General features: G+C 69.7%; 17 protein-coding genes. 6 read left to right on the top strand and 11 right to left on the bottom strand.

Features of this window, described 5'->3' with window-relative positions:
• The first annotated feature begins 56 nt into the window (after positions 1–56).
• The 4 genes from repA (at position 57) to fghA (ending at position 5,215) form a co-directional block, all read left to right on the top strand.
• Positions 57–1,331 (top strand): plasmid partitioning protein RepA, encoded by a 1,275-nt coding sequence (repA, locus tag F1D61_RS24120; RefSeq protein ID WP_432443320.1) that lies wholly within the window; start codon positions 57–59, stop codon positions 1,329–1,331.
• A gap of 30 nt (positions 1,332–1,361) precedes the next feature.
• Entirely contained in the window at positions 1,362–2,375 is a 1,014-nt protein-coding gene (repB, locus tag F1D61_RS24115; protein ID WP_203154600.1) for a plasmid partitioning protein RepB, read from the top strand.
• Between the two features lie 673 nt (positions 2,376–3,048).
• Positions 3,049–4,182 carry an S-(hydroxymethyl)glutathione dehydrogenase/class III alcohol dehydrogenase gene (locus F1D61_RS24110; protein ID WP_203154599.1) on the top strand — a complete coding sequence of 378 codons (1,134 nt, stop codon included), beginning with the start codon at positions 3,049–3,051 and terminating at the stop codon, positions 4,180–4,182.
• Positions 4,183–4,381: 199 nt separating this feature from the next.
• Positions 4,382–5,215: an S-formylglutathione hydrolase gene (gene fghA / locus F1D61_RS24105; protein ID WP_203154598.1), complete on the top strand. Its 834-nt coding sequence runs from the start codon at positions 4,382–4,384 to the stop codon at positions 5,213–5,215.
• Between the two features lie 3 nt (positions 5,216–5,218).
• Here fghA and F1D61_RS24100 read toward each other — a convergent pair whose 3' ends face one another.
• From F1D61_RS24100 to F1D61_RS24090, 3 genes are all read right to left on the bottom strand, one after another.
• A complete protein-coding gene (locus F1D61_RS24100; RefSeq protein ID WP_203154597.1) occupies positions 5,219–6,091 on the bottom strand; it encodes a hydroxymethylglutaryl-CoA lyase in 873 nt (290 codons plus the stop codon).
• Positions 6,088–7,308: an ABC transporter substrate-binding protein gene (locus F1D61_RS24095; protein WP_203154596.1), complete on the bottom strand. Its 1,221-nt coding sequence runs from the start codon at positions 7,306–7,308 to the stop codon at positions 6,088–6,090. The genes F1D61_RS24100 and F1D61_RS24095 overlap by 4 nt, the downstream gene beginning before the upstream one ends.
• A 244-nt stretch (positions 7,309–7,552) precedes the next feature.
• A complete protein-coding gene (locus F1D61_RS24090) occupies positions 7,553–8,890 on the bottom strand; it encodes a hydroxymethylglutaryl-CoA reductase, degradative (protein WP_203154595.1) in 1,338 nt (445 codons plus the stop codon).
• 132 nt (positions 8,891–9,022) lie between these two features.
• Here F1D61_RS24090 and F1D61_RS24085 point away from each other — a divergent pair, with 132 nt between their 5' ends.
• Positions 9,023–10,420, top strand: coding sequence for a PLP-dependent aminotransferase family protein (locus F1D61_RS24085; protein ID WP_203154594.1), 1,398 nt, complete (start codon positions 9,023–9,025; stop codon positions 10,418–10,420).
• A gap of 36 nt (positions 10,421–10,456) precedes the next feature.
• On the opposite strand, the gene F1D61_RS24080 is transcribed toward F1D61_RS24085, so the two are convergent.
• The 4 genes from F1D61_RS24080 to F1D61_RS24065 all read right to left on the bottom strand — a co-directional run bounded on the left by F1D61_RS24080 (position 10,457) and on the right by F1D61_RS24065 (position 13,058).
• Positions 10,457–10,864, bottom strand: coding sequence for a type II toxin-antitoxin system VapC family toxin (locus F1D61_RS24080; protein ID WP_203154593.1), 408 nt, complete (start codon positions 10,862–10,864; stop codon positions 10,457–10,459).
• Positions 10,864–11,106, bottom strand: coding sequence for a type II toxin-antitoxin system VapB family antitoxin (locus F1D61_RS24075; protein ID WP_203154592.1), 243 nt, complete (start codon positions 11,104–11,106; stop codon positions 10,864–10,866). The genes F1D61_RS24080 and F1D61_RS24075 overlap by 1 nt, the downstream gene beginning before the upstream one ends.
• 72 nt (positions 11,107–11,178) lie before the next feature.
• Positions 11,179–11,793, bottom strand: a complete 615-nt coding sequence (locus F1D61_RS24070; protein ID WP_203154591.1) for a c-type cytochrome — start codon at positions 11,791–11,793, stop codon at positions 11,179–11,181.
• The gene (locus F1D61_RS24065; RefSeq protein WP_203154590.1) at positions 11,790–13,058 is read right to left on the bottom strand and encodes a PQQ-dependent sugar dehydrogenase; all 1,269 of its coding nucleotides are present in this window, start codon (positions 13,056–13,058) and stop codon (positions 11,790–11,792) included. Before F1D61_RS24065 ends, F1D61_RS24070 begins: the two co-directional genes overlap by 4 nt.
• Before the next feature lie 265 nt (positions 13,059–13,323).
• On the opposite strand from F1D61_RS24065, the gene F1D61_RS24060 reads away from it, so the two are divergent.
• On the top strand, positions 13,324–13,551 hold the full coding sequence (locus F1D61_RS24060; RefSeq protein ID WP_203154589.1) for a type II toxin-antitoxin system PrlF family antitoxin: 228 nt from the start codon (positions 13,324–13,326) through the stop codon (positions 13,549–13,551).
• 122 nt (positions 13,552–13,673) lie between these two features.
• On the opposite strand, the gene F1D61_RS24055 is transcribed toward F1D61_RS24060, so the two are convergent.
• The 4 genes from F1D61_RS24055 to gsiC are packed head-to-tail and all read right to left on the bottom strand — an operon-like array spanning position 13,674 to position 17,407.
• Positions 13,674–14,489 (bottom strand): M55 family metallopeptidase, encoded by an 816-nt coding sequence (locus F1D61_RS24055; RefSeq protein ID WP_203154588.1) that lies wholly within the window; start codon positions 14,487–14,489, stop codon positions 13,674–13,676.
• Between the two features lie 4 nt (positions 14,490–14,493).
• Positions 14,494–15,567, bottom strand: a complete 1,074-nt coding sequence (locus F1D61_RS24050) for a P1 family peptidase (RefSeq protein ID WP_203154587.1) — start codon at positions 15,565–15,567, stop codon at positions 14,494–14,496.
• Positions 15,568–15,576: 9 nt separating this feature from the next.
• Complete coding sequence (gene gsiD / locus F1D61_RS24045) at positions 15,577–16,479, bottom strand: glutathione ABC transporter permease GsiD (RefSeq protein ID WP_203154586.1); 903 nt, start codon at positions 16,477–16,479, stop codon at positions 15,577–15,579.
• 7 nt (positions 16,480–16,486) lie between these two features.
• The gene (gene gsiC / locus F1D61_RS24040) at positions 16,487–17,407 is read right to left on the bottom strand and encodes a glutathione ABC transporter permease GsiC (RefSeq protein WP_203154585.1); all 921 of its coding nucleotides are present in this window, start codon (positions 17,405–17,407) and stop codon (positions 16,487–16,489) included.
• Positions 17,408–17,410 lie beyond the last annotated feature (3 nt).

Here is a 17,410-nt window from a genome sequence, read left to right as displayed (position 1 = left end):
AGGCTTGCGCCGCGTCCGTGCTGCGCGCCCGCCCCGATCCTCTTTCCTCGCTTGCGGTGTTATGGTCGTTTTCATCCTTTCACCGTGAGCGAGTCAGGGTCGATGAACCAGCACGTCCCGCCGAGCGGGCCCGGAGAGCCCCCTCGAACCAGATCGCCGGCCACGACGCCCGGATCCTGGGCGCCAAGCTGCGCGAGATCGCCTCCGTGGTGTTCTCGCCGTCGGAGGCCAAGACCCTGCGCCGCTTCACCTCCGGCGAGGTCGCCCGCATCCTCGGCGTGACCGACAGCCGGATCCGGCAGCTCTCCCCCGACCTTCTGGTCTCACCCCCCGAGGTCGCGCCGGGCGGCCGCCGGCTCTTCACCCTGGCGGATATCCACGCCCTGCGCGCCCATCTCGACGAGATCGACCGGGTCGGTCGCCGCTACCGGCCGCACCGCGATCCCGCCAAGGGCGAGCACCTCCAGGTCATCGCCTGCGTCAACTTCAAGGGTGGGTCTGGCAAGACCACGACCTCGGCCCATCTCGCCCAGTCGCTGGTGCTGCGCGGCTACCGGGTGCTCGCCATCGACCTCGATCCCCAGGCCAGCCTCTCGACGCTGCTCGGCGTCCGGCCCGAGAACGAGCGCGAGCCCTACCCCACCATCTACGACGCGATCCGCTACGGCGATCAGCGGCGCCCGCTGGCCGAGGTGATCCGCCATACCTACTTCACCGGGCTCGACCTGGTGGCGGCGGACCTGGAACTGGAGGTCTTCGAGTTCGAGGCGCCGATGCAATCGGCGCGGCGGAAAGCCAACGATCCCGAGCCGCCGTTCTTCGCCCGGATGGGCCTGGCCCTCAACGAGGTGGCGGACGATTACGACGTCGTGGTGATCGATTGCCCGCCGCGGCTGGGCTACCTCACCATCGCGGCGCTCTGCGCGGCGACCGCGCTCCTCATCACGATCCATCCGCAGATGCTCGACGTGTCGAGCATGCGCCAGTTCCTCACCATGATGGACGAGATCATGGAGCCGGTGCGCGAGCAGGGCGCGGTCCCGACCCACGACTGGTTCCGCTACCTCGTCACCCGCTTCGAGCCGCAGGACACGCCGCAGACCGAGGTGGTGGCGATGCTGCGCGGCCTGTTCGGCGAGCGCGTCCTGACCAAGGCGATGCTGCAATCGGCCGCCGTCTCGAATTCGGGCCTGCGCGGCCAGACCGTCTACGAGACGCCGCTACGCCGCGACGAGGTGACGGGATCGACCTACCGCCGGGCGCTCGACGCGCTCGATGCGGTCAACGGCGAGATCGAGGGGCTGATCGCCCGCGCCTGGGGGCGGACATGAGTCGGGGCAGGACATGAATCGGGGCCGCGCATGAACCAGAAGAAGCGTCTCAGCGCCATCATGGGCACGCCGGTCCAGGCGGACGCCCAGCCACAGTCCTCGCCTGGAATTCCAACGGCTTACACCCCTGTAGCAGGTGCTACGCCGCCCCCGCCGACCCCGGAGAAGCGCCCGACCGCGGCGCGCTCGATGGCGGCGATGTGGGCCGCCTCCCGCCCCGGCCCGGCGGAAGCCGAGGGCGCGGTGATCGAGATCGATCCCGCGCTCTGCCTGCCCTCGGCGATCGCCGACCGGGTGCCCGATGCGACGGATGCCGCCTTCGAGGCCTTCGTCGCCCAGATCCGCGAGGAGGGCCAGCATACGCCGATCCTGGTCCGCCGCCATCCCCGCCAGGACGGCCATTACGAGATCGCCTATGGCCGGCGCCGGACGCGGGCGGCCCAGGCGCTGGGCAAGCCGGTGCGCGCGGTGCTGCGCGATCTCAGCGATGCCGAGCTGGTGGTCGCGCAGGGTTCCGAGAACCTCGCCCGCGAGGATCTGAGCTACATCGAGCGGGCGCATTTCGCCCGCAACATGGAGCAGGCCGGCGTCCCCCGCGAGGTGATCCTGAAGGCGATGGGCGCGCACCGCCCCGACCTCGCGAACTATCTGGCGGTGGCCGAGGCGATCCCCTCGGCTCTCCTCGCGGCGATCGGCCCGGCCCCGAAGATCGGCCGCCCGCGCTGGCTCACCCTCGCCGACCGGATCAAGGCGGCGCCGCCGGAGCGGATCGAGGCCGCGCTCGCCTCGCCCGATCTGGCGGGCAAGACCTCGGACGAGCGCTTCGCCGTGATCCTCGCCGCGCTCGCCGCGCCGCCGCCGCGCAAGGCCAAGCCCCGGGCCGAGACCGTGAAGGACGCCAAGGGCGTGAGGTTCGCCCGGATCGAGCGCAGCTCCGACGGCATGCGCGTGACGCTGGAGGAGAAGGCGGAGCCGGGCTTCGCCGACTACCTCGCCGAGCGGTTGCCGGAGTTGCTGGCGACCTATCGGCAGGGGCGGGGGTGAGGGGGCCGGACTGGACGAGGGCGGGGCCGCATGATGAGGTCGGAGGGGTTTCTGATTCCGAGCTTGGATGTCTTTGATGGGACCGTTCAAGCTTCCTGCCCGCTCTTCTCACCCGTGACCTCATCCTGAGGTGTCAGTCGATCGCAGATCGACTGACCTGGAAGGAGGGCTCCAGAAGCCTCTGTGATCCCTGGAGCCCTCCTTCGAGGCTCCCTTCGGTCGCACCTCAGGATGAGGTCGTGGTTGGGATATCTCGGGTCATTGCGTGCCCGGCCGACGATGATGAAGCGGTCGCGATCGACCCTGGCGGGGCCGGTTCTATCGTGACGATGGGCGCGCGTTCGGTCGGTCACGGCCTCGACGCCAGCGGGATGGGGGAGGGCGCCCCCGCGGAGTCGATCGCCCGCCCAGTGCGTCCCACGACGATCCGACCGTCATCGACAATCTGTAATACTATAACATGAAGCATCGATGTGACAGTCCGTGACCAACGACTGTCACCGCCGGTGTCGCGCCCCGGATCGACTGCCGCTTTGGACTAAAGTTTGTTGCACCGCACCGTTGCGGCCTTCATCAAATCGCAGCACAGAGCGAGCCATTCAGCGGGCGGCCCGAGCCGCAGCCCTTGCGGGGCGCCGCGCTCTCACACGACATCGATCCGGTTGGAGACACCATGAAGACGCGCGCCGCCGTTGCCTGGGAAGCCAAGAAGCCCCTCACCATCGAGACCATCGATCTCGAAGGCCCCAAGCCCGGTGAGGTCCTGGTCGAGGTGATGGCCACCGGCATCTGCCACACCGACGCCTACACCCTGTCGGGCCTCGATTCCGAGGGCAAGTTCCCGGCGATCCTCGGCCACGAGGGCGCCGGCATCGTGCGCGAGGTCGGGGCCGGCGTGACGACGCTGAAGCCCGGCGACCACGTCATCCCGCTCTACACGCCGGAATGCCGCAACTGTAAGTCCTGCCTGTCGCAGCGCACCAACCTCTGCACGGCGATCCGCGCGACGCAGGGGCAGGGCGTGATGCCCGACGGCACCAGCCGCTTCCGCTGCGACTCCACCGGCGGCAGCCCGGGCGCCAACACCGTGTATCACTACATGGGCTGCTCGACCTTCTCGAACTTCACCGTGCTGCCCGAGATCGCACTGGCGAAGGTGCGCGAGGACGCCCCCTTCGACAAGATCTGCTACATCGGCTGCGGCGTCACCACCGGGCTGGGTGCGGTGATCTACACCGCCAAGGTGTGGCCGGGCGCCAACGTGGTGGTGTTCGGTCTCGGCGGCATCGGCCTCAACGTGATCCAGGGCGCCCGCATGGTCGGCGCCGACAAGATCATCGGCGTCGACATCAACCCCGACAAGCGGGCGATGGCCGAGAAGTTCGGCATGACCCACTTCATCAACCCGAACGAGGTCGGCACCGACAAGGTCGTGCAGGCGATCCTCGACGTGACGGGTGGCGGCGCCGACTTCTCGTTCGACTGCACCGGCAACGTCCACGTGATGCGCCAGGCGCTCGAGTGCTGCCACCGCGGCTGGGGCGAGTCGATCGTCATCGGCGTGGCCGAGGCCGGCCGCGAGATCTCGACCCGTCCGTTCCAGCTCGTCACCGGCCGCGTCTGGAAGGGCTCGGCCTTCGGCGGCGCCCGCGGCCGTACCGACGTGCCGAAGATCGTCGACTGGTACATGGAGGGGAAGATCAACATCGACGATCTCATCACCCACACCATGCCGCTCGAGGACATCAACCACGGCTTCGACCTGATGCACGAGGGCAAGTCGATCCGCTCGGTCGTGGTGTTCTAATACCAACGGTCTTTGGAAACGACCTTTGGTTCCGTTCTCGAATTTTCGTCAAGCCTCTGGCTTGGCATAGACGATTCGAGACGGCTCAATGGCCCGATGCGTCAGCATCTTGGGCCATTGGTATAAAAGGTCGGTTGAGCCGGCGGTGCGGGACGCGTACCGCCGGAGACAGGTCAAGAGGGCAGGGGATCACGGCGACATGGACACCATCTCGAAGGCCCGCTCGCATGGCGGCATCCAGGGCGTCTACCGGCACGAGGCCGAGACGACGCGCTGCCCGATGACCTTCGCGGTCTACCTGCCGCCGCAGGCGGAAACCGGAAAGGTGCCGGTGCTGTGGTACCTGTCGGGCCTGACCTGCACCCACGCCAACGTGATGGACAAGGGCGAGTACCGCCGGGCCGCCGCGCAGCACGGCATCGCCATCGTCGCGCCCGACACCAGCCCGCGCGGGCCGGACGTGCCGGACGAGCCCGACAACTGGCAGTTCGGCTGCGGCGCCGGCTTCTACGTCGACGCCACCCAAGCGCCGTACGACCGCAACTACCGCATGTGGTCCTACATCACCGAGGAGCTGCCGGCCCTCGTCGCCCGCGAATTCCCGGTCGACATGGAGCGCCAGGGCATCTTCGGGCACTCGATGGGCGGCCACGGCGCGCTGACCATCGCGCTCAACCACCCGGAGCGCTTCCGCTCGTGCAGCGCCTTCGCGCCGATCGTCCAGCCCTCGACCGCCGGCTGGTCGAAGCCGGCGCTGACCAAGTATCTCGGCGCGGACGAGGCCGCCTGGCGCCGCCACGACGCCACCGCGCTGATCGAGGATGGCCGCCGCTTCCCGGAATTCCTCGTCGACCAGGGCACGGCCGATTCCTTCCTCAATGACGGCCTGCGCCCCTGGCTGCTGGAGGAGGCGTGCAAGAAGGCCGGGATCGGGCTCACGCTCAACATGCGCGAGGGTTACGACCACTCCTACTTCTTCATCTCGACCTTCATGGACGACCACATCGCCTGGGCGGCCGAGCGGCTGCGCTGACCCTCAGGCCGGGGCGCGACCGAGCGCCCCGGTGATGAAGCGCCCTGCCTCGGCGAGGCGATCGGGATCGATCCCGGTCGCGATCCCGAGCCGGTCGAGTTCCGCCACCACCGCCTCGGTGGCGACGTTGCCGGGGGCGCCCGCCGCGTAGGGGCAGCCGCCGAGCCCCGCGACCGCGGCATCGACCACCGACACGCCGAGTTCGAGGCAGGCGCGGATGTTGGCGAGCGCCTGTCCCCGCGTATCGTGGACATGCAGCGCGATGCGCTCCCGCGGGATCGTCTCGGCCACCGTCGCGACGCAGGCGCGGGCGGAATCCGGTGTGCCTGCCCCGATCGTGTCGCCGAGGGAGACCTCGTAGCAGCCCATCCCAACGAGGCGGCTTGCCACGTTCGCCACGGCCTGCGGCGCCACCATCCCCTCGTAGGGGCAGCCGAGCACGCAGGAGACGTAGCCCCGAAGTGGGATCCCGGCGGCGCGGGCCGCCTCGGCCACCGGCTGGAAGCGCTCCAGGCTCTCGGCGATCGAGCAGTTGATGTTGGCCCGCGAAAACGCCTCGGAGGCCGAGGCGAAGACCGCGACCTCGCCGGCGCCCGCTTCCTTCGCCGCCGCGAACCCCTTGAGGTTCGGCACCAGCACGGCGTAGCGCCCCGCCGGGTTCGGCGGCAGCCGGGCCATCACCGCGGCGGTGTCGGCCATCTGCGGCACCCATCGGGCCGAGACGAAGCTGCCGATCTCGATATGGGTCAGGCCGGCGGCGAGCAGCCGCTCGATCAGCTCCACCTTCACGGCGGTCGGCACGGTGACGGGCTCGTTCTGGAGCCCGTCGCGGGGACCGACCTCGACGATCCGCACACGGGAGGGGAGGGGACTCACGGCGCCTTCACCAGCGGGCAGCGCCCATCCGCCAGGGGCCGGAACGCCTCGGCGGCGGGAATCGTCTGGACGAGCTTGTAATAGTCGAACGGCCCCTTCGATTCGGACGGGCTCTTCACCTGGAACAGGTACATCGGGTGGACGTGCCGGCCGTCCTCGCGGACGGTTCCTTCGCCGAACAGCGGATCGTTGGTCGGCCCCGCCTTCATCCGGGCGACGACCGTGCGGCCGTCGGTGCTGCCGGCGAGCGCCGCGGCGCGCAGGTAGGCCAGCGCCCCGGCATAGACGCCGGCCTGGTTCGCGGTGGGGCGGCGGCCCTTCATCTGGGCGGCGAAGCGGTCGGCGAAGGCGCGGGTGCCGTCATTGGTGTCCCAGTAGAACCCCTCCGTCAGGTAGAGCCCTTGTGCGTCCTTGAGGCCGATCGCGTGGACGTCGGAGAGCTGCATCAGGAGCGCGGCGAGATCCTGGCCGCCGCCGGTGATGCCGAACTCCGCCGCCTGCTTGACCGAGTTGACCGTGTCGCCGACGGCGTTGGCGAGCGCGATCACCTGGGCGCGGCTGCCCTGCGCCTGGAGCAGGAATGACGAGAAGTCGGCCGCCGCCGTCGGGTGGCGCACGGTCCCCACCACCTGGCCGCCCTCCTGCTTCACCACCCGCGCCGCATCGGTCTCGAGCGCGTGGCCGAAGGCGTAATCGGCGGTGAGGAAGAACCACTTGGTCTTGCCGGCGCGCACCAGCGCCAGCGCAGTGCCGTGGGCGAGCGCCCAGGTGTCGTAGGTCCAGTGCACGGTGTTGGCCGAGCATTTCGGGCCGGTCAGGTCCGAGGTGCCGGGGCCGGAGGCGATGAAGGCGGCCTTCGAATCGCGCACCACCTCCTGCACGGCCAACGCCACCGAGGAGAACGGCACGTCGAGGATCGCGTCGACCTGGCCCTCGGCGACCCAGCGCCGGGCGGTGGCCGAGCCGATATCGGGCTTGTTCTGGTGGTCGGACTGGATCACCTCGACCTTGATCGACGGGTTCTCCTTGCGAAAATCCTCGACCGCGAGGCGGGCGGCGACCACCGAGCCCTCGCCGGTGGAATCGGCGGCAAAGCCGCTGAGATCGGTGAGCACCCCGAGCTTCACAGTCGTCACCTCGGCGCGGGCGGTGCCGGCGGCCATGAGCAGGGCGGCGCCGGCGAGCAGGCGGGTGGCGAGGCGGGTGAGTGGCGGCATGGTTGTCCTCCCGGGAGAGCGTTGATCGGCCGTTGGATCGGCGGTTGTTCAGTATGTTTGTAAGCAGATTGGCCTACCCGCGACCTCATCCTGAGGTGCGAACGGAGTGAGCCTCGAAGGAGGGCTCCAGGAATCTGTGCGTTATCTGGAACCCTCCTTCGAGGTCAGTCGATCTTCGATCGACTGACACCTCAGGATGAGGTTCTGGGTGGGATGAGGCTACAAGAGGAAGCCTGGCTGTTCCTCACCCGGCACGCATCTCCCCCAGAACCTCCTGCGCCACGTCGAGCCGCACCAGGCGCCGCTCGACCAGCACGCGGGCCACCGCCTCGATCTCCTCGCCGAGCGCCCCGGCCATCATGGCGATGTTCTGGGCGTGGAGCGCCATGTGGCCCTTCTGGATGCCGGTGGTGGCGAGCGCCTTGAGGGCGGAGAAGTTCTGGGCGAGCCCCACCGCCGCGATGATCCGTGCCAGCCGCTCCGCCGTCGTCGCCCCGAGAATCTTCAGGCAGGCCTGGGCGGTCGGATGGATCTTGGTCGCGCCGCCGACGAGGCCGACCGCGAGCGGCAGCTCGATCGAGGCGCTGAGATCGCCCGAGGCCGTGACCTCGTAGCGGGTGAGGCTGGTGTAGCGGCCCGAGCGCGCCGCGTAGGCATGGGCGCCGGCCTCGATCGCCCGCGTGTCGTTGCCGGTGGCGAGCACCACGGCGTCGATGCCGTTCATGATCCCCTTGTTGTGGGTCGCGGCGCGGTAGGGATCGGCCTCGGCGAGGTGGTAGGCGCTGACGATGCCGTCGCGCACCTCCGGCCCTCCGATGGCGTCGGTGCGCCAGACCGCGTGAGCCCGGGCGAGGCGCCGGTCGGCGAGGTTCGAGAGGATGCGGAGATACACGCGGCCGCCGCTCCAGCCGGCGATGTGGGGGGCCACCGCCTCCGCCATGGTGTTGACGGCGTTCGCCCCCATGGCGTCGCGGGTATCGACGATAAGATGCGTCACCACCATCGGGCCGCCCAGGCTGTCGAGCACCCGGACCTCGACATCGCGCAGGCCCCCGCCGAGGCGAACCAGCACCGGGTCGCAGGCATCGCAGAGCGTCCGCAGGGCCTCGCGCTGCTCCAGGATGCGCAGGCGCGCCGCATGGGGATCGCTCACCCCGACGACCTGCACCTGCGCGATCATCAGGTTGCCGGAGACCGAGGTGGTGAAGCCGTCCTCGTAGACCTGGCGGGCCGCGTTGCAGACCGCGGCCACCACCGAGGATTCCTCGGTCGCCATCGGGATCAGCACGTCCTCGCCATCGATCCGCATGTTGGTGGCGATGCCGATCGGGACGGTCATCGTGCCGATCACGTTCTCGATCAGCCGGTCGGCGAGGTCGGGGCTGAGGTTGCCGAACTCGGCGAGATGCGCGACCTCGGCCGGAGACAGGTCGGCGAAGGCGGCGACGAGGTCGAGGCGCTCGCGCGGGCTCTTCTTGTGGAAGCCGGCGATGCGCGAGGTGCGGTTCGCCGGGGGGTATCTTGCATGGTGCCTGCTGCCGATCCGATCGGGTCGACCCGCGCCGGACGAGGGCGGCCGCATCCGCGGGCACCGTGGCGTTTCTCCCTCGTCCGGGCATGTAAGACCCTGCTTGTTGTCGGCACCGTACCCGTCCATTCCCATCCCACAAGGAACGCTTTGCGCCTTTGCGGGAGGCACCGTACCCTTCGCCGCATGGATACAGTCGGGAAACCCGAGCCGCGGACCCGGGTCGAGCAGGTGGTCGCCGGACTGAGCGAGCGGATCGATCGCGGGCTCCTCCGCACCGGCGAGCGCCTGCCCTCGATCCGGGCGGCGGCATCCGGCTTCGCGGTGTCGAAGAACACCGTGGTCGAGGCCTATGAGCGCCTCGTCGCCTCGGGCCGGGTCGAGAGCCGGCCGGGCTCCGGGTTCTACGTCTCCGGCCGGTCCCTGGCCCCCGCCGCCGCGCCCGACCCCGTCCCGGTCGCGGCTTTGGACAGCGTCTGGCTGCTGCGCGAGCAGCTGGACCGGCATTACGACGTGCGCGTCGGCGACGGCCGGCCGCCGCCGGCCTGGATGGAGAGTTCCGAAATCGGCCGCCACCTGCGCCCGTCGGTGGGGGCGGCGAGCGAGAGCTACGGCAGCCCGGGCGGCTACCTGCCCCTGCGCCGGACGCTGGCGCTGCTCCTCGCCGAGCGGTCGATCCAGGCCGAGCCGGACCGGGTGCTGCTCACCAGCGGCGCCAACCACGCCCTCGACCTGATCATCCGCCAGTTCGTGGCGCCGGGAGAGCCGGTGCTGGTCGACAGCCCGGGCTATTACCCGCTCTTCGGCAAGCTGCGCCTCGCCAAGGCCCGCATCCTCGGGGTGTGGCGCAACCCGGACGGGCCGGACGTCGCCCATCTCGATGCCCAAGCCCGCGCGAGCGGCGCGCGGCTGTTCTTCACCCAGTCGCTCGCCCATAACCCGACCGGCTCGTCGCTCACCCTGCCGGTCGCCCACCGGCTGCTGCAGCGTGCCGCCGCGCTCGATCTGCGCATCGTCGAGAGCGACCCCTTCGCCGACGTGCTGCCGGCGGCGCAGGCCCGGCTCGCCGCCCTCGATCAGCTCGAGCGGGTGATCTATGTCGGCACCTTCGCCAAGACCCTCTCGGCCAGCCTGCGCTGCGGCTACATCGCCGCGCGGGCGGAGGTCGTGGAAGCTTTACGCGACCTCAAGATGGTGACGAGCGTCAACAGCTCCGGCTTCGTCGAGCGGATCATCCACGACCTGATCGAGAGCGGCCGCTACCGCCGCCACCTGCGCCGCCTCGGCGGGCGGATCGAGGCGGCATCGTTGCAGGGGAGGGCGGTCCTGCAGGGCTTGAGGCTTCCGGTCTTCGGCGAGCCGCGGGGCGGCTATTACCTGTGGTGCGGGCTGCCGGAGGCGACCGACCTCGACGCCCTGTCGCGCCGTGCCGCCGCGCACGGCATCCTGATCGCGCCCGGCGGAATCTTTTGTCCCGAGGGGCCGGCCGGGCCGCCGATGATGCGGGTCAACGTCGCTTACTTGAGCGATCCGCGTTTCGCGCGGTTCCTGCGGGAGGAAATCGAGGGGACGGCGCGAGCGTGAGACGTCCCGCCGAGGCCGCAGAAGACCCGGGCGTCCTTACCCCGTGATGGCCAGGGCGAGGTCGGTTTGGGAGAAATCGCGTCCTTTGAACAGGATCGGCAGGCGGTTGCGGTGCGCGCAGGCATAGGAGAGGCAATCGGCGAAGTTCAGCCGGGCCGGATGACCCTGCCCCTTGCCGTAGACCGCGAAGGCCTCCACAGCCCGGCGTGCGACCTCGTCGTCGACCGGTACGATCGTGATCCGGGCGGCCCGGATGAAGTCATCGTACAGATCCTGGGAATCGAGGATGCTCAAGCCAAGGATGCGAGCGAGGTTGATCGTGGCCTCGAGCCGGACATGCGCGCCGGTCTCCCGTCGCTCGGCCCCGTCGATGAGGTCGAGGAAAACCGCCGCCTCCGCTTCGCCCGCGAGGATCGCGACGACGGCCGAGGTCTCGATGAACATCAGCGTTCCCAGAATTGGTCGCGTTCGTCGTCGGTGAGGGCCGGCAGCCTCGGGCGATCCGCCTTGGCGAGCGCCCGTGCGCGGAGCGCCGCGACCCGCTCGCGCAGCGGGATTTCCTCCTCGGCGCGGCGGATCTCGTTGTGCAGGGCGAGCTTGATCGCGGCGGTAAGGGTCGGGGCCCCGCGTGTCCTCATCACCGCTTCGGCAAGGGTTCGGATCTCGCGATCACGGATGCTGAGCATGGCGTCTCCTGTCCGGTACCGATGTCTATACACCGGACCTGGCCGCGTCCATGCACCGAGCCGGCATGAGCTTCACGGCAGCAAAGCGAGGTAATGCGCCAGCGCCTTGATGTCGGCATCCGACAGCGAGCCCGCCACCTCGGTCATCGCCGCTCCGCCCGAGCTCGGGCGGGTATTGGCCCGGTAATCGCCGAGCGCCTTGGCGAGATAGCCTTCCGGCAGGCGGGCGACGCGGGGCGCGGCCTGGATGCCGAGATAGGCGTCGCCGTGGCAGGCGGCGCAGCGGTGCTGGAGGGCCGCCGTCGCGCCGGCCCTGGTGAGGTCGGCCTGCGTGTCCGCCGGCGGCGTCGTCTCCGGGAAGGGGAGGGAGGCGAAGTACTTGCCGAGCGCCCGGATGTCGTTGTCCGACAGGCCCTCCGCCACGCCCTGCATGATTTCGTTCTTGCGCCGGCCGGCGCGGAAGAACACCAGCTGCAACTGGATGTAGTTGCTGGAATGCCCGGCGATCGGCGGCGCGCCCTCGGCGAGCCTGTCGCCGTGGCAGGCGAGGCAGGCCTGCGCCACCTCGGGCGCCTCGGCGGCCTGGACCGCGGCCGAGGCGATCAGGCCCAGGGCGGCGAGCGCGGCGCGGGCCGGCCCGGAGAACCTCCGGGCCGGCGGGCGGGCGCTGGGAGACGCACCGCTCACTTGGTGTAGGCGATGCGATAGATCGCACCGGCCCAGTCGTCGGCCACCAGCAGCGACCCGTCCGGCGCCACCAGGATGTCGGCCGGCCGGCCGGTATAGTCGCGGTCACCCTTGAGCCAGCCGGAGGCGAAGGTCTCCATCTTGGCGTTCTTGCCGTCCGGATCGACCACCACCCGCTCGATGCGGCCGCCCTGGTACTTGTGGCGGTTCCAGGAGCCGTGCTCGGCGATGAAGATGTTGTTCTTGTACTCGTCCGGGAAGGACGAGCCGGTATAGAACTTCATGCCGAGCGGCGCGACGTGGGCCCCGAGCTTCGCCACCGGCGGGGTGAACTCGGCGCAGCTGCGCCCTTGCGCGAATTTCGGATCCGGCATGTCGCCCTGGTGGCAATACGGATAGCCGAAATGCTCGACGACCTTCGAGATCATGTTGAGCTTGTCGCTCGGGATGTCGTCGCTCATCCAGTCGCGGGCATTCTCGGTGAACCAGTAGCGGCCGGTGCGCGGGTCGATGTCGCCGCCGACGCTGTTGCGCACGCCGAGCGCCACGATCTCCGCCGCCCCGGTCTTCAGGTCGACGCGGCGCACCTGCGACACGCTGCTCGGCGGGTTGCCGATGTTGAAGGGCGGGCCGAACGGCACGTAGACCCAGCCGTCCTTGTCGAAGGTCAGGTATTTCCAGCCATGCGCCACGTATGACGGCATGTCGTCGTAGACGACGACCGGCTCCGGCGGCTTGTCGAGGTTGGCCTCGATGTTGTCGTAGCGGTAGATCTTGTCGATCGCCACAACGTAAAGCGCGCCGTCGCGGTAGGCCAGCCCGGTGGGCATGTTGAGGCCCTTGAGGATCGTCTTGACGACCTTCTTGCCGCCCTGGTCGACGATGGCATAGACGTTGGTCGCGCCGAACGAGCCGACGAACAGGGTGCCCTTGTCGCCGAACGCCATCTGCCGCGCCTCGGGCACGCCGCTGGCATAGACGCTGATCGTGAAGCCCGCCGGCAGCTTCACCGCCTTCAGGTTCTCGGCCAGTTCCTCGTCGGAGGCCGGGAGCGCCGGGTTGGCGGGTGGCGCCAGGCCCTTCTGCGCCGAGGTCTCGTCGCCGAGGAACCAGTCCGGCGGCGGGTTCTTCCAGAACGCCTTGCCGCTCGAATCGTATTGCTTGAGCGCCTGCGCCCCGGCCGCCCCGCCGGTCAGGCCCAGGGCCACGAGGGCTGCCGCCGTCCAGGCCGCACGACGCGCTCCGGTTCTCCCGCGCACTCTCATGTCCGCCTCCTCCCGCTGTATTTTTTGGCCGCCCTTGGGGGCGTTCGTCGCGGGATGCACCGTGGGGTGGCGACCCGCTTCGCCCACTGTCGAGTTGGACGCGGTCTTTCGTCAAGGGGACGGGGCTGTTGATGGGCTCGATGCGCCATCTCGTGATGAGCTGCGGCCGGCCGCTCCTCGCTCGGGGATGCGGGGCAGGGGCTCACCTTGCCGGTGGTTCCGCATCGCGCGACAATGATCCGACCTGGCTGCGGAGAAGACGACGATGGTGGAATCGCATGGCAGCGAGGATGGCCGGGTCGGACTGTCCGTGGCGCAGGACGAGTCGGATCCCGTGACCGACCTGATTCTGGAATGTCTCGCGCGTGATCTGGAGCGCGTTCCCTCGCCAGTCATCGCCTTTCCCACATGTCTCGCTGGGCGCATGAAGGCGCTCACGGCGGGCATGGATGTAGATCTAGATGAAGAGATCGACGGTGCCGTGATGCTTTGAGAACCGATTCGATCGATCTCGACAAATCTCGAATTCACCACGCACGTCATTCTGGGGCCGCGAAAGCGGAGCCCGGAATGACGAGGAGGGTGTCAGGACTGTCGATCAGATCGAAGAGACGCTCACCGCAGAAAACTCGACATCGCCGACAGGCCATTGATCACCCGCACCGCCTCCGCGACGCTGCCGGCCTCGAAGCGCACGGCGCTGCCGTCGAGGCGGCGCAGGCTCGGCCACTGGCCGAACAGGTCGGCCAGCGCCGGACTCTGGGCCCGCACCGTCACCGCGAGAGGGCCGGGGATACGGAAGGGGGGCGGCAGGGGCCGTGAGAGGGCGGCCGCCACGCCGGCCCGGATCGCCGCGCAGGCGGCTTCCGGCGACAGGCTGATGCCGCTGTGGCAGCCGGTCGCGCGCTTGGTCTCGACGAAGAGCGTGTCGGGAAGCAGCGCCCGGTTCTCGGCGGCGAACACGTCGTCGCCGCTCGCCATCGCGACCGGCACGCCGAACTCGCCGGCGAGCGCACCGTAGATTCCGGCCTCGCCCAGTTCCTGTCCGTCGATCGTGATCGCCGCGAAGGCGAAGCCGTTGATCGTGTGGGCGAGGATGCCCCGGCCATGGGCGCGGGAATGGTAGCCGATCAGGCACACCGCATCGACCCCGAGATCCACCCCCGCCATCATGCCCAGCGGCCGCGGCTTGCCCTGGATCGCGCGGGCGCGGGGATCGAGGAGGTCCGCCGGCATGTTGCGAAAGTCGCCGTGCGAATCGTTGACGAAGACCTCCTCGGCTCCCGCCGCGAAGGCACCGGCGATGGCCGCGTTCGCCTCCTGCACCATCCAGAGCCGGGCCTGCTCGTAACCGGGGGCGCCCCGGCGGGTCTGGTCGGGATGCACGACACCCGCGACGCCCTCGATGTCGGTGGAGATCAGGACCTTCACGGCATCACCGGGAAGGGGAGGGGAGGGCGGCGGGGTCGGACAGCAATTCGGGCAGGACCTCGGTGAGGGCCGGGCGGGTATGGCCGTTGCGGCCGGTCACCGTCTCGGCGCGCCACAGGGCGTTGACGATCGCCTGCTCGATCCCGTCGGCGACCGCCTCGAAGAGCGGGTCGAGATGGGCATCGTGCAGCATCGCCACCGCCGGCATCGGGGTGCCGGGATCCTGCGGCAGCGTGTAGGCGGTCGAGAAGGCGAGCGCGATGTCGCCGCTGCCATGGCCGAAGACCGAGCCGGTGCGGGCGAGACCGGCGCCCGCCCGGAGCGCGAGGCGCCGGAGCTGGCGCGCGTCGAGGGGCGCGTCGGTGGCGATCACCAGGATGATCGAGCCCTTCTCAGGTCTGGCGACCGTCCCGGGATCCTCCAGCCGCTCGGCGAGGACCGGCCCGACCGCCCGACCTAAGAGGCGCAACTGCGCCGGCCGGCCGAAATTGGCCAGGACCAGCGTGCCGACCGTGACGGCCCGCCCGCCCGCCTCGACCTGCCGCGAGGCGGTGCCGATGCCGCCCTTCACCCCGAAGCACGACATGCCGCGCCCGGCCCCCACCGCGCCCTCGGCCACCGCCGCGTCGGCGGAATCGTGCGCCTGGCGGTAATGCGCCTCGCCCACGACCATCCGGGCCATGTCGTTGAGGGCGCCGTCGTTGCACTCGAAGACGAGCGGGTTCACGGTCGGCAATTCGCGGCCGATGCCGGGATTGACCGCGAGCGCCGCCCGGATCTGGGCGGCGGCCACCGCCGGCACCCCGAAGGTGTTGGTGAGCGCGATCGGCGTCTCGATCAGCCCGAGTTCTTCCAGCTGCATCAGGCCGATCGACTTGCCGAAGCCGTTCAGCACCGCCGCCGCGGCCGGCACCCGGTCGTGGTAGAGGTCGCCCGGATGCGGGCGGATCACCGTCACGCCGGTCTGGATCGCGCCCTCGGACAGGGTGCAATGGCCGACGGTGACGCCCGGAACGTCGGTGATCGCGTCGCGCGGGCCGCTCGGCAGCGGGCCGATGCGGGGAGGGGTATCGGTCATGGCGCCCCCTTACGCCCGGTCGAGCTTGGGGTCGAGGGCGTCGCGCAGGCCGTCCCCGAGGAGGTTGAAGGCGAGCACGGTGAGGAAGATCGCCAGGCTCGGGAAGATCGCCACGTGGGGCGAGGAGACCATGTCGGCCCGGGCATCGCTCAGCATCGCGCCCCATTCGGGCGTCGGCGGCTGCGCGCCCATCCCGAGGAAGGACAGGCTCGCCGCGGTGATGATCGAGGTGCCGAGCCGCATCGTGAAGTAGACGACGATCGACGAGACCGTGCCGGGCAGGATGTGGCGGGTGAGGATCGTGCGGTCGGAGGCGCCGATGCTGCGGGCGGCCTCGATGTAGGTCGCGCGCTTCAACACCAGGGTGTTGCCGCGCACGAGCCGCGCGAAGGCCGGCACGCTGAAGACGGACACCGCCACCACGACGTTGACGAGGCTGCTGCCGAGGATGGCGACGACGCCGAGCGCCAGCAGAATGCCGGGAAAGGCGAACAGCACGTCGGACAGGCGCATGACGATGCGGTCCCACCAGCCCTCGTAATAGCCGGCGAGCAGCCCCAGCACCGTGCCGATCAGCCCGCCGATGGCCACCGACATGAAGCCGGTGGCGAGCGAGATGCGCCCGCCGAGCAGGATACGGCTCAGGATGTCGCGGCCGAGGGGATCGACGCCGAGCCAGTGGGCGAAGGACGGGCCCTCGTTGATCCGGTCGTAATCGAAGTAGTTCTCCGCATCGTAGGGGGCGATCCAGGGGGCGAGGATCGCCACGGCGACGAGCAGGACCACGAAGGCGAGCGCGACGACGGCGACGGGCTGGCGCCGGAACTTGCGCCAGAACTCGGACCAGGGGGTGCGCACGCCGGCGGGAATTGCGGCGACGGCCTTCGTGGCGGTGAGAGCGGTTTCAGACACGGCCGGCTCACTTGTAGCGGATGGTCGGGTTGATCAGCCCGTAGAGCAGGTCGACGACGAGGTTGATCAGGATGAATTCGAGCGAGAACATCAGCACCAGGGCCTGGATCACCGGATAGTCGCGCTGGTTGACCGAATCGACGAGCAGGCGGCCGACGCCCGGCCAGTTGAACACCGCCTCGACGACGATCGAGCCGCCGAGCAGGAAGCCGAATTGCAGGCCCATCATGGTGACGACGGGGATCAGCGCGTTGCGCAGGCAGTGCTTGGCGATGACGACCCGTTCCTTGAGCCCCTTGGCCCGGGCGGTACGGACGAAATCCTCGCCCAACACCTCGACGAAGGAGGCGCGGGTGAAGCGCGCCATCACGGCGGCCACCGCCGCCCCGAGGGTGAGCGAGGGCAGGATGTAGTGCTGCCACGAGCCGGCCCCGACCGTCGGCAGCCAGCCGAGGCCGACGGAGAAGATCTGCATCAGCAGCATCCCCAGGGCGAAGGCCGGGAACGAGATGCCGGAGACGGCGAGCGTCATCCCGAGCCGGTCCGGCCACTCGTTGCGGTAGACCGCCGAGACGACCCCGATGACGAGCCCGAACGCCACCGCCCAGACCATGCTGGTGAGCGTGAGAAGCAGCGTCGGCATGAAGCGCTCGCCGATCTCGGTCGAGACCGGGCGGCGGGTGCGGATCGAGGTGCCGAAATCGCCTTGCGCCATGTTCAGGAAGTAGCGGCCGAACTGGACGGGCAGCGGGCGGTCGAGGCCGAGTTCGGCGCGCACCAGCTCCACGGTCTGCTGGTCGGCATCCTGGCCGGCGGCGAGCCGGGCCGGATCGCCCGGCAGCATGTGGACGAACAGGAACACCAGCACCGCGACGATCGCGAGCGTCGGCAGGAGGCCGAGGAGCCGTTTGAGGAAGAAGGTCAGCATGGC

The organism is Methylobacterium aquaticum (genome assembly GCF_016804325.1).
Classification (GTDB): Bacteria; Pseudomonadota; Alphaproteobacteria; order Rhizobiales; family Beijerinckiaceae; genus Methylobacterium; species Methylobacterium aquaticum_C.
The sequence above is the reverse complement of the archived record's forward strand: the minus strand, read 5'-3'. Positions and strand labels throughout refer to the sequence as shown.

What these genes read in the sequence shown, in the direction of transcription:
- repB (WP_203154600.1), top strand. Translation starts at nt 1,362, where the DNA reads ATGAACCAGAAGAAGCGTCTCAGCGCCATCATGGGCACGCCGGTCCAG.
- F1D61_RS24110 (WP_203154599.1), top strand. Translation starts at nt 3,049, where the DNA reads ATGAAGACGCGCGCCGCCGTTGCCTGGGAAGCCAAGAAGCCCCTCACC.
- fghA (WP_203154598.1), top strand. Translation starts at nt 4,382, where the DNA reads ATGGACACCATCTCGAAGGCCCGCTCGCATGGCGGCATCCAGGGCGTC.
- F1D61_RS24095 (WP_203154596.1), bottom strand. Translation starts at nt 7,308, where the DNA reads ATGCCGCCACTCACCCGCCTCGCCACCCGCCTGCTCGCCGGCGCCGCC.
- F1D61_RS24090 (WP_203154595.1), bottom strand. Translation starts at nt 8,890, where the DNA reads ATGCGGCCGCCCTCGTCCGGCGCGGGTCGACCCGATCGGATCGGCAGC.
- F1D61_RS24085 (WP_203154594.1), top strand. Translation starts at nt 9,023, where the DNA reads ATGGATACAGTCGGGAAACCCGAGCCGCGGACCCGGGTCGAGCAGGTG.
- F1D61_RS24080 (WP_203154593.1), bottom strand. Translation starts at nt 10,864, where the DNA reads ATGTTCATCGAGACCTCGGCCGTCGTCGCGATCCTCGCGGGCGAAGCG.
- F1D61_RS24075 (WP_203154592.1), bottom strand. Translation starts at nt 11,106, where the DNA reads ATGCTCAGCATCCGTGATCGCGAGATCCGAACCCTTGCCGAAGCGGTG.
- F1D61_RS24065 (WP_203154590.1), bottom strand. Translation starts at nt 13,058, where the DNA reads ATGAGAGTGCGCGGGAGAACCGGAGCGCGTCGTGCGGCCTGGACGGCG.
- F1D61_RS24060 (WP_203154589.1), top strand. Translation starts at nt 13,324, where the DNA reads ATGGTGGAATCGCATGGCAGCGAGGATGGCCGGGTCGGACTGTCCGTG.
- F1D61_RS24050 (WP_203154587.1), bottom strand. Translation starts at nt 15,567, where the DNA reads ATGACCGATACCCCTCCCCGCATCGGCCCGCTGCCGAGCGGCCCGCGC.
- gsiC (WP_203154585.1), bottom strand. Translation starts at nt 17,407, where the DNA reads ATGCTGACCTTCTTCCTCAAACGGCTCCTCGGCCTCCTGCCGACGCTC.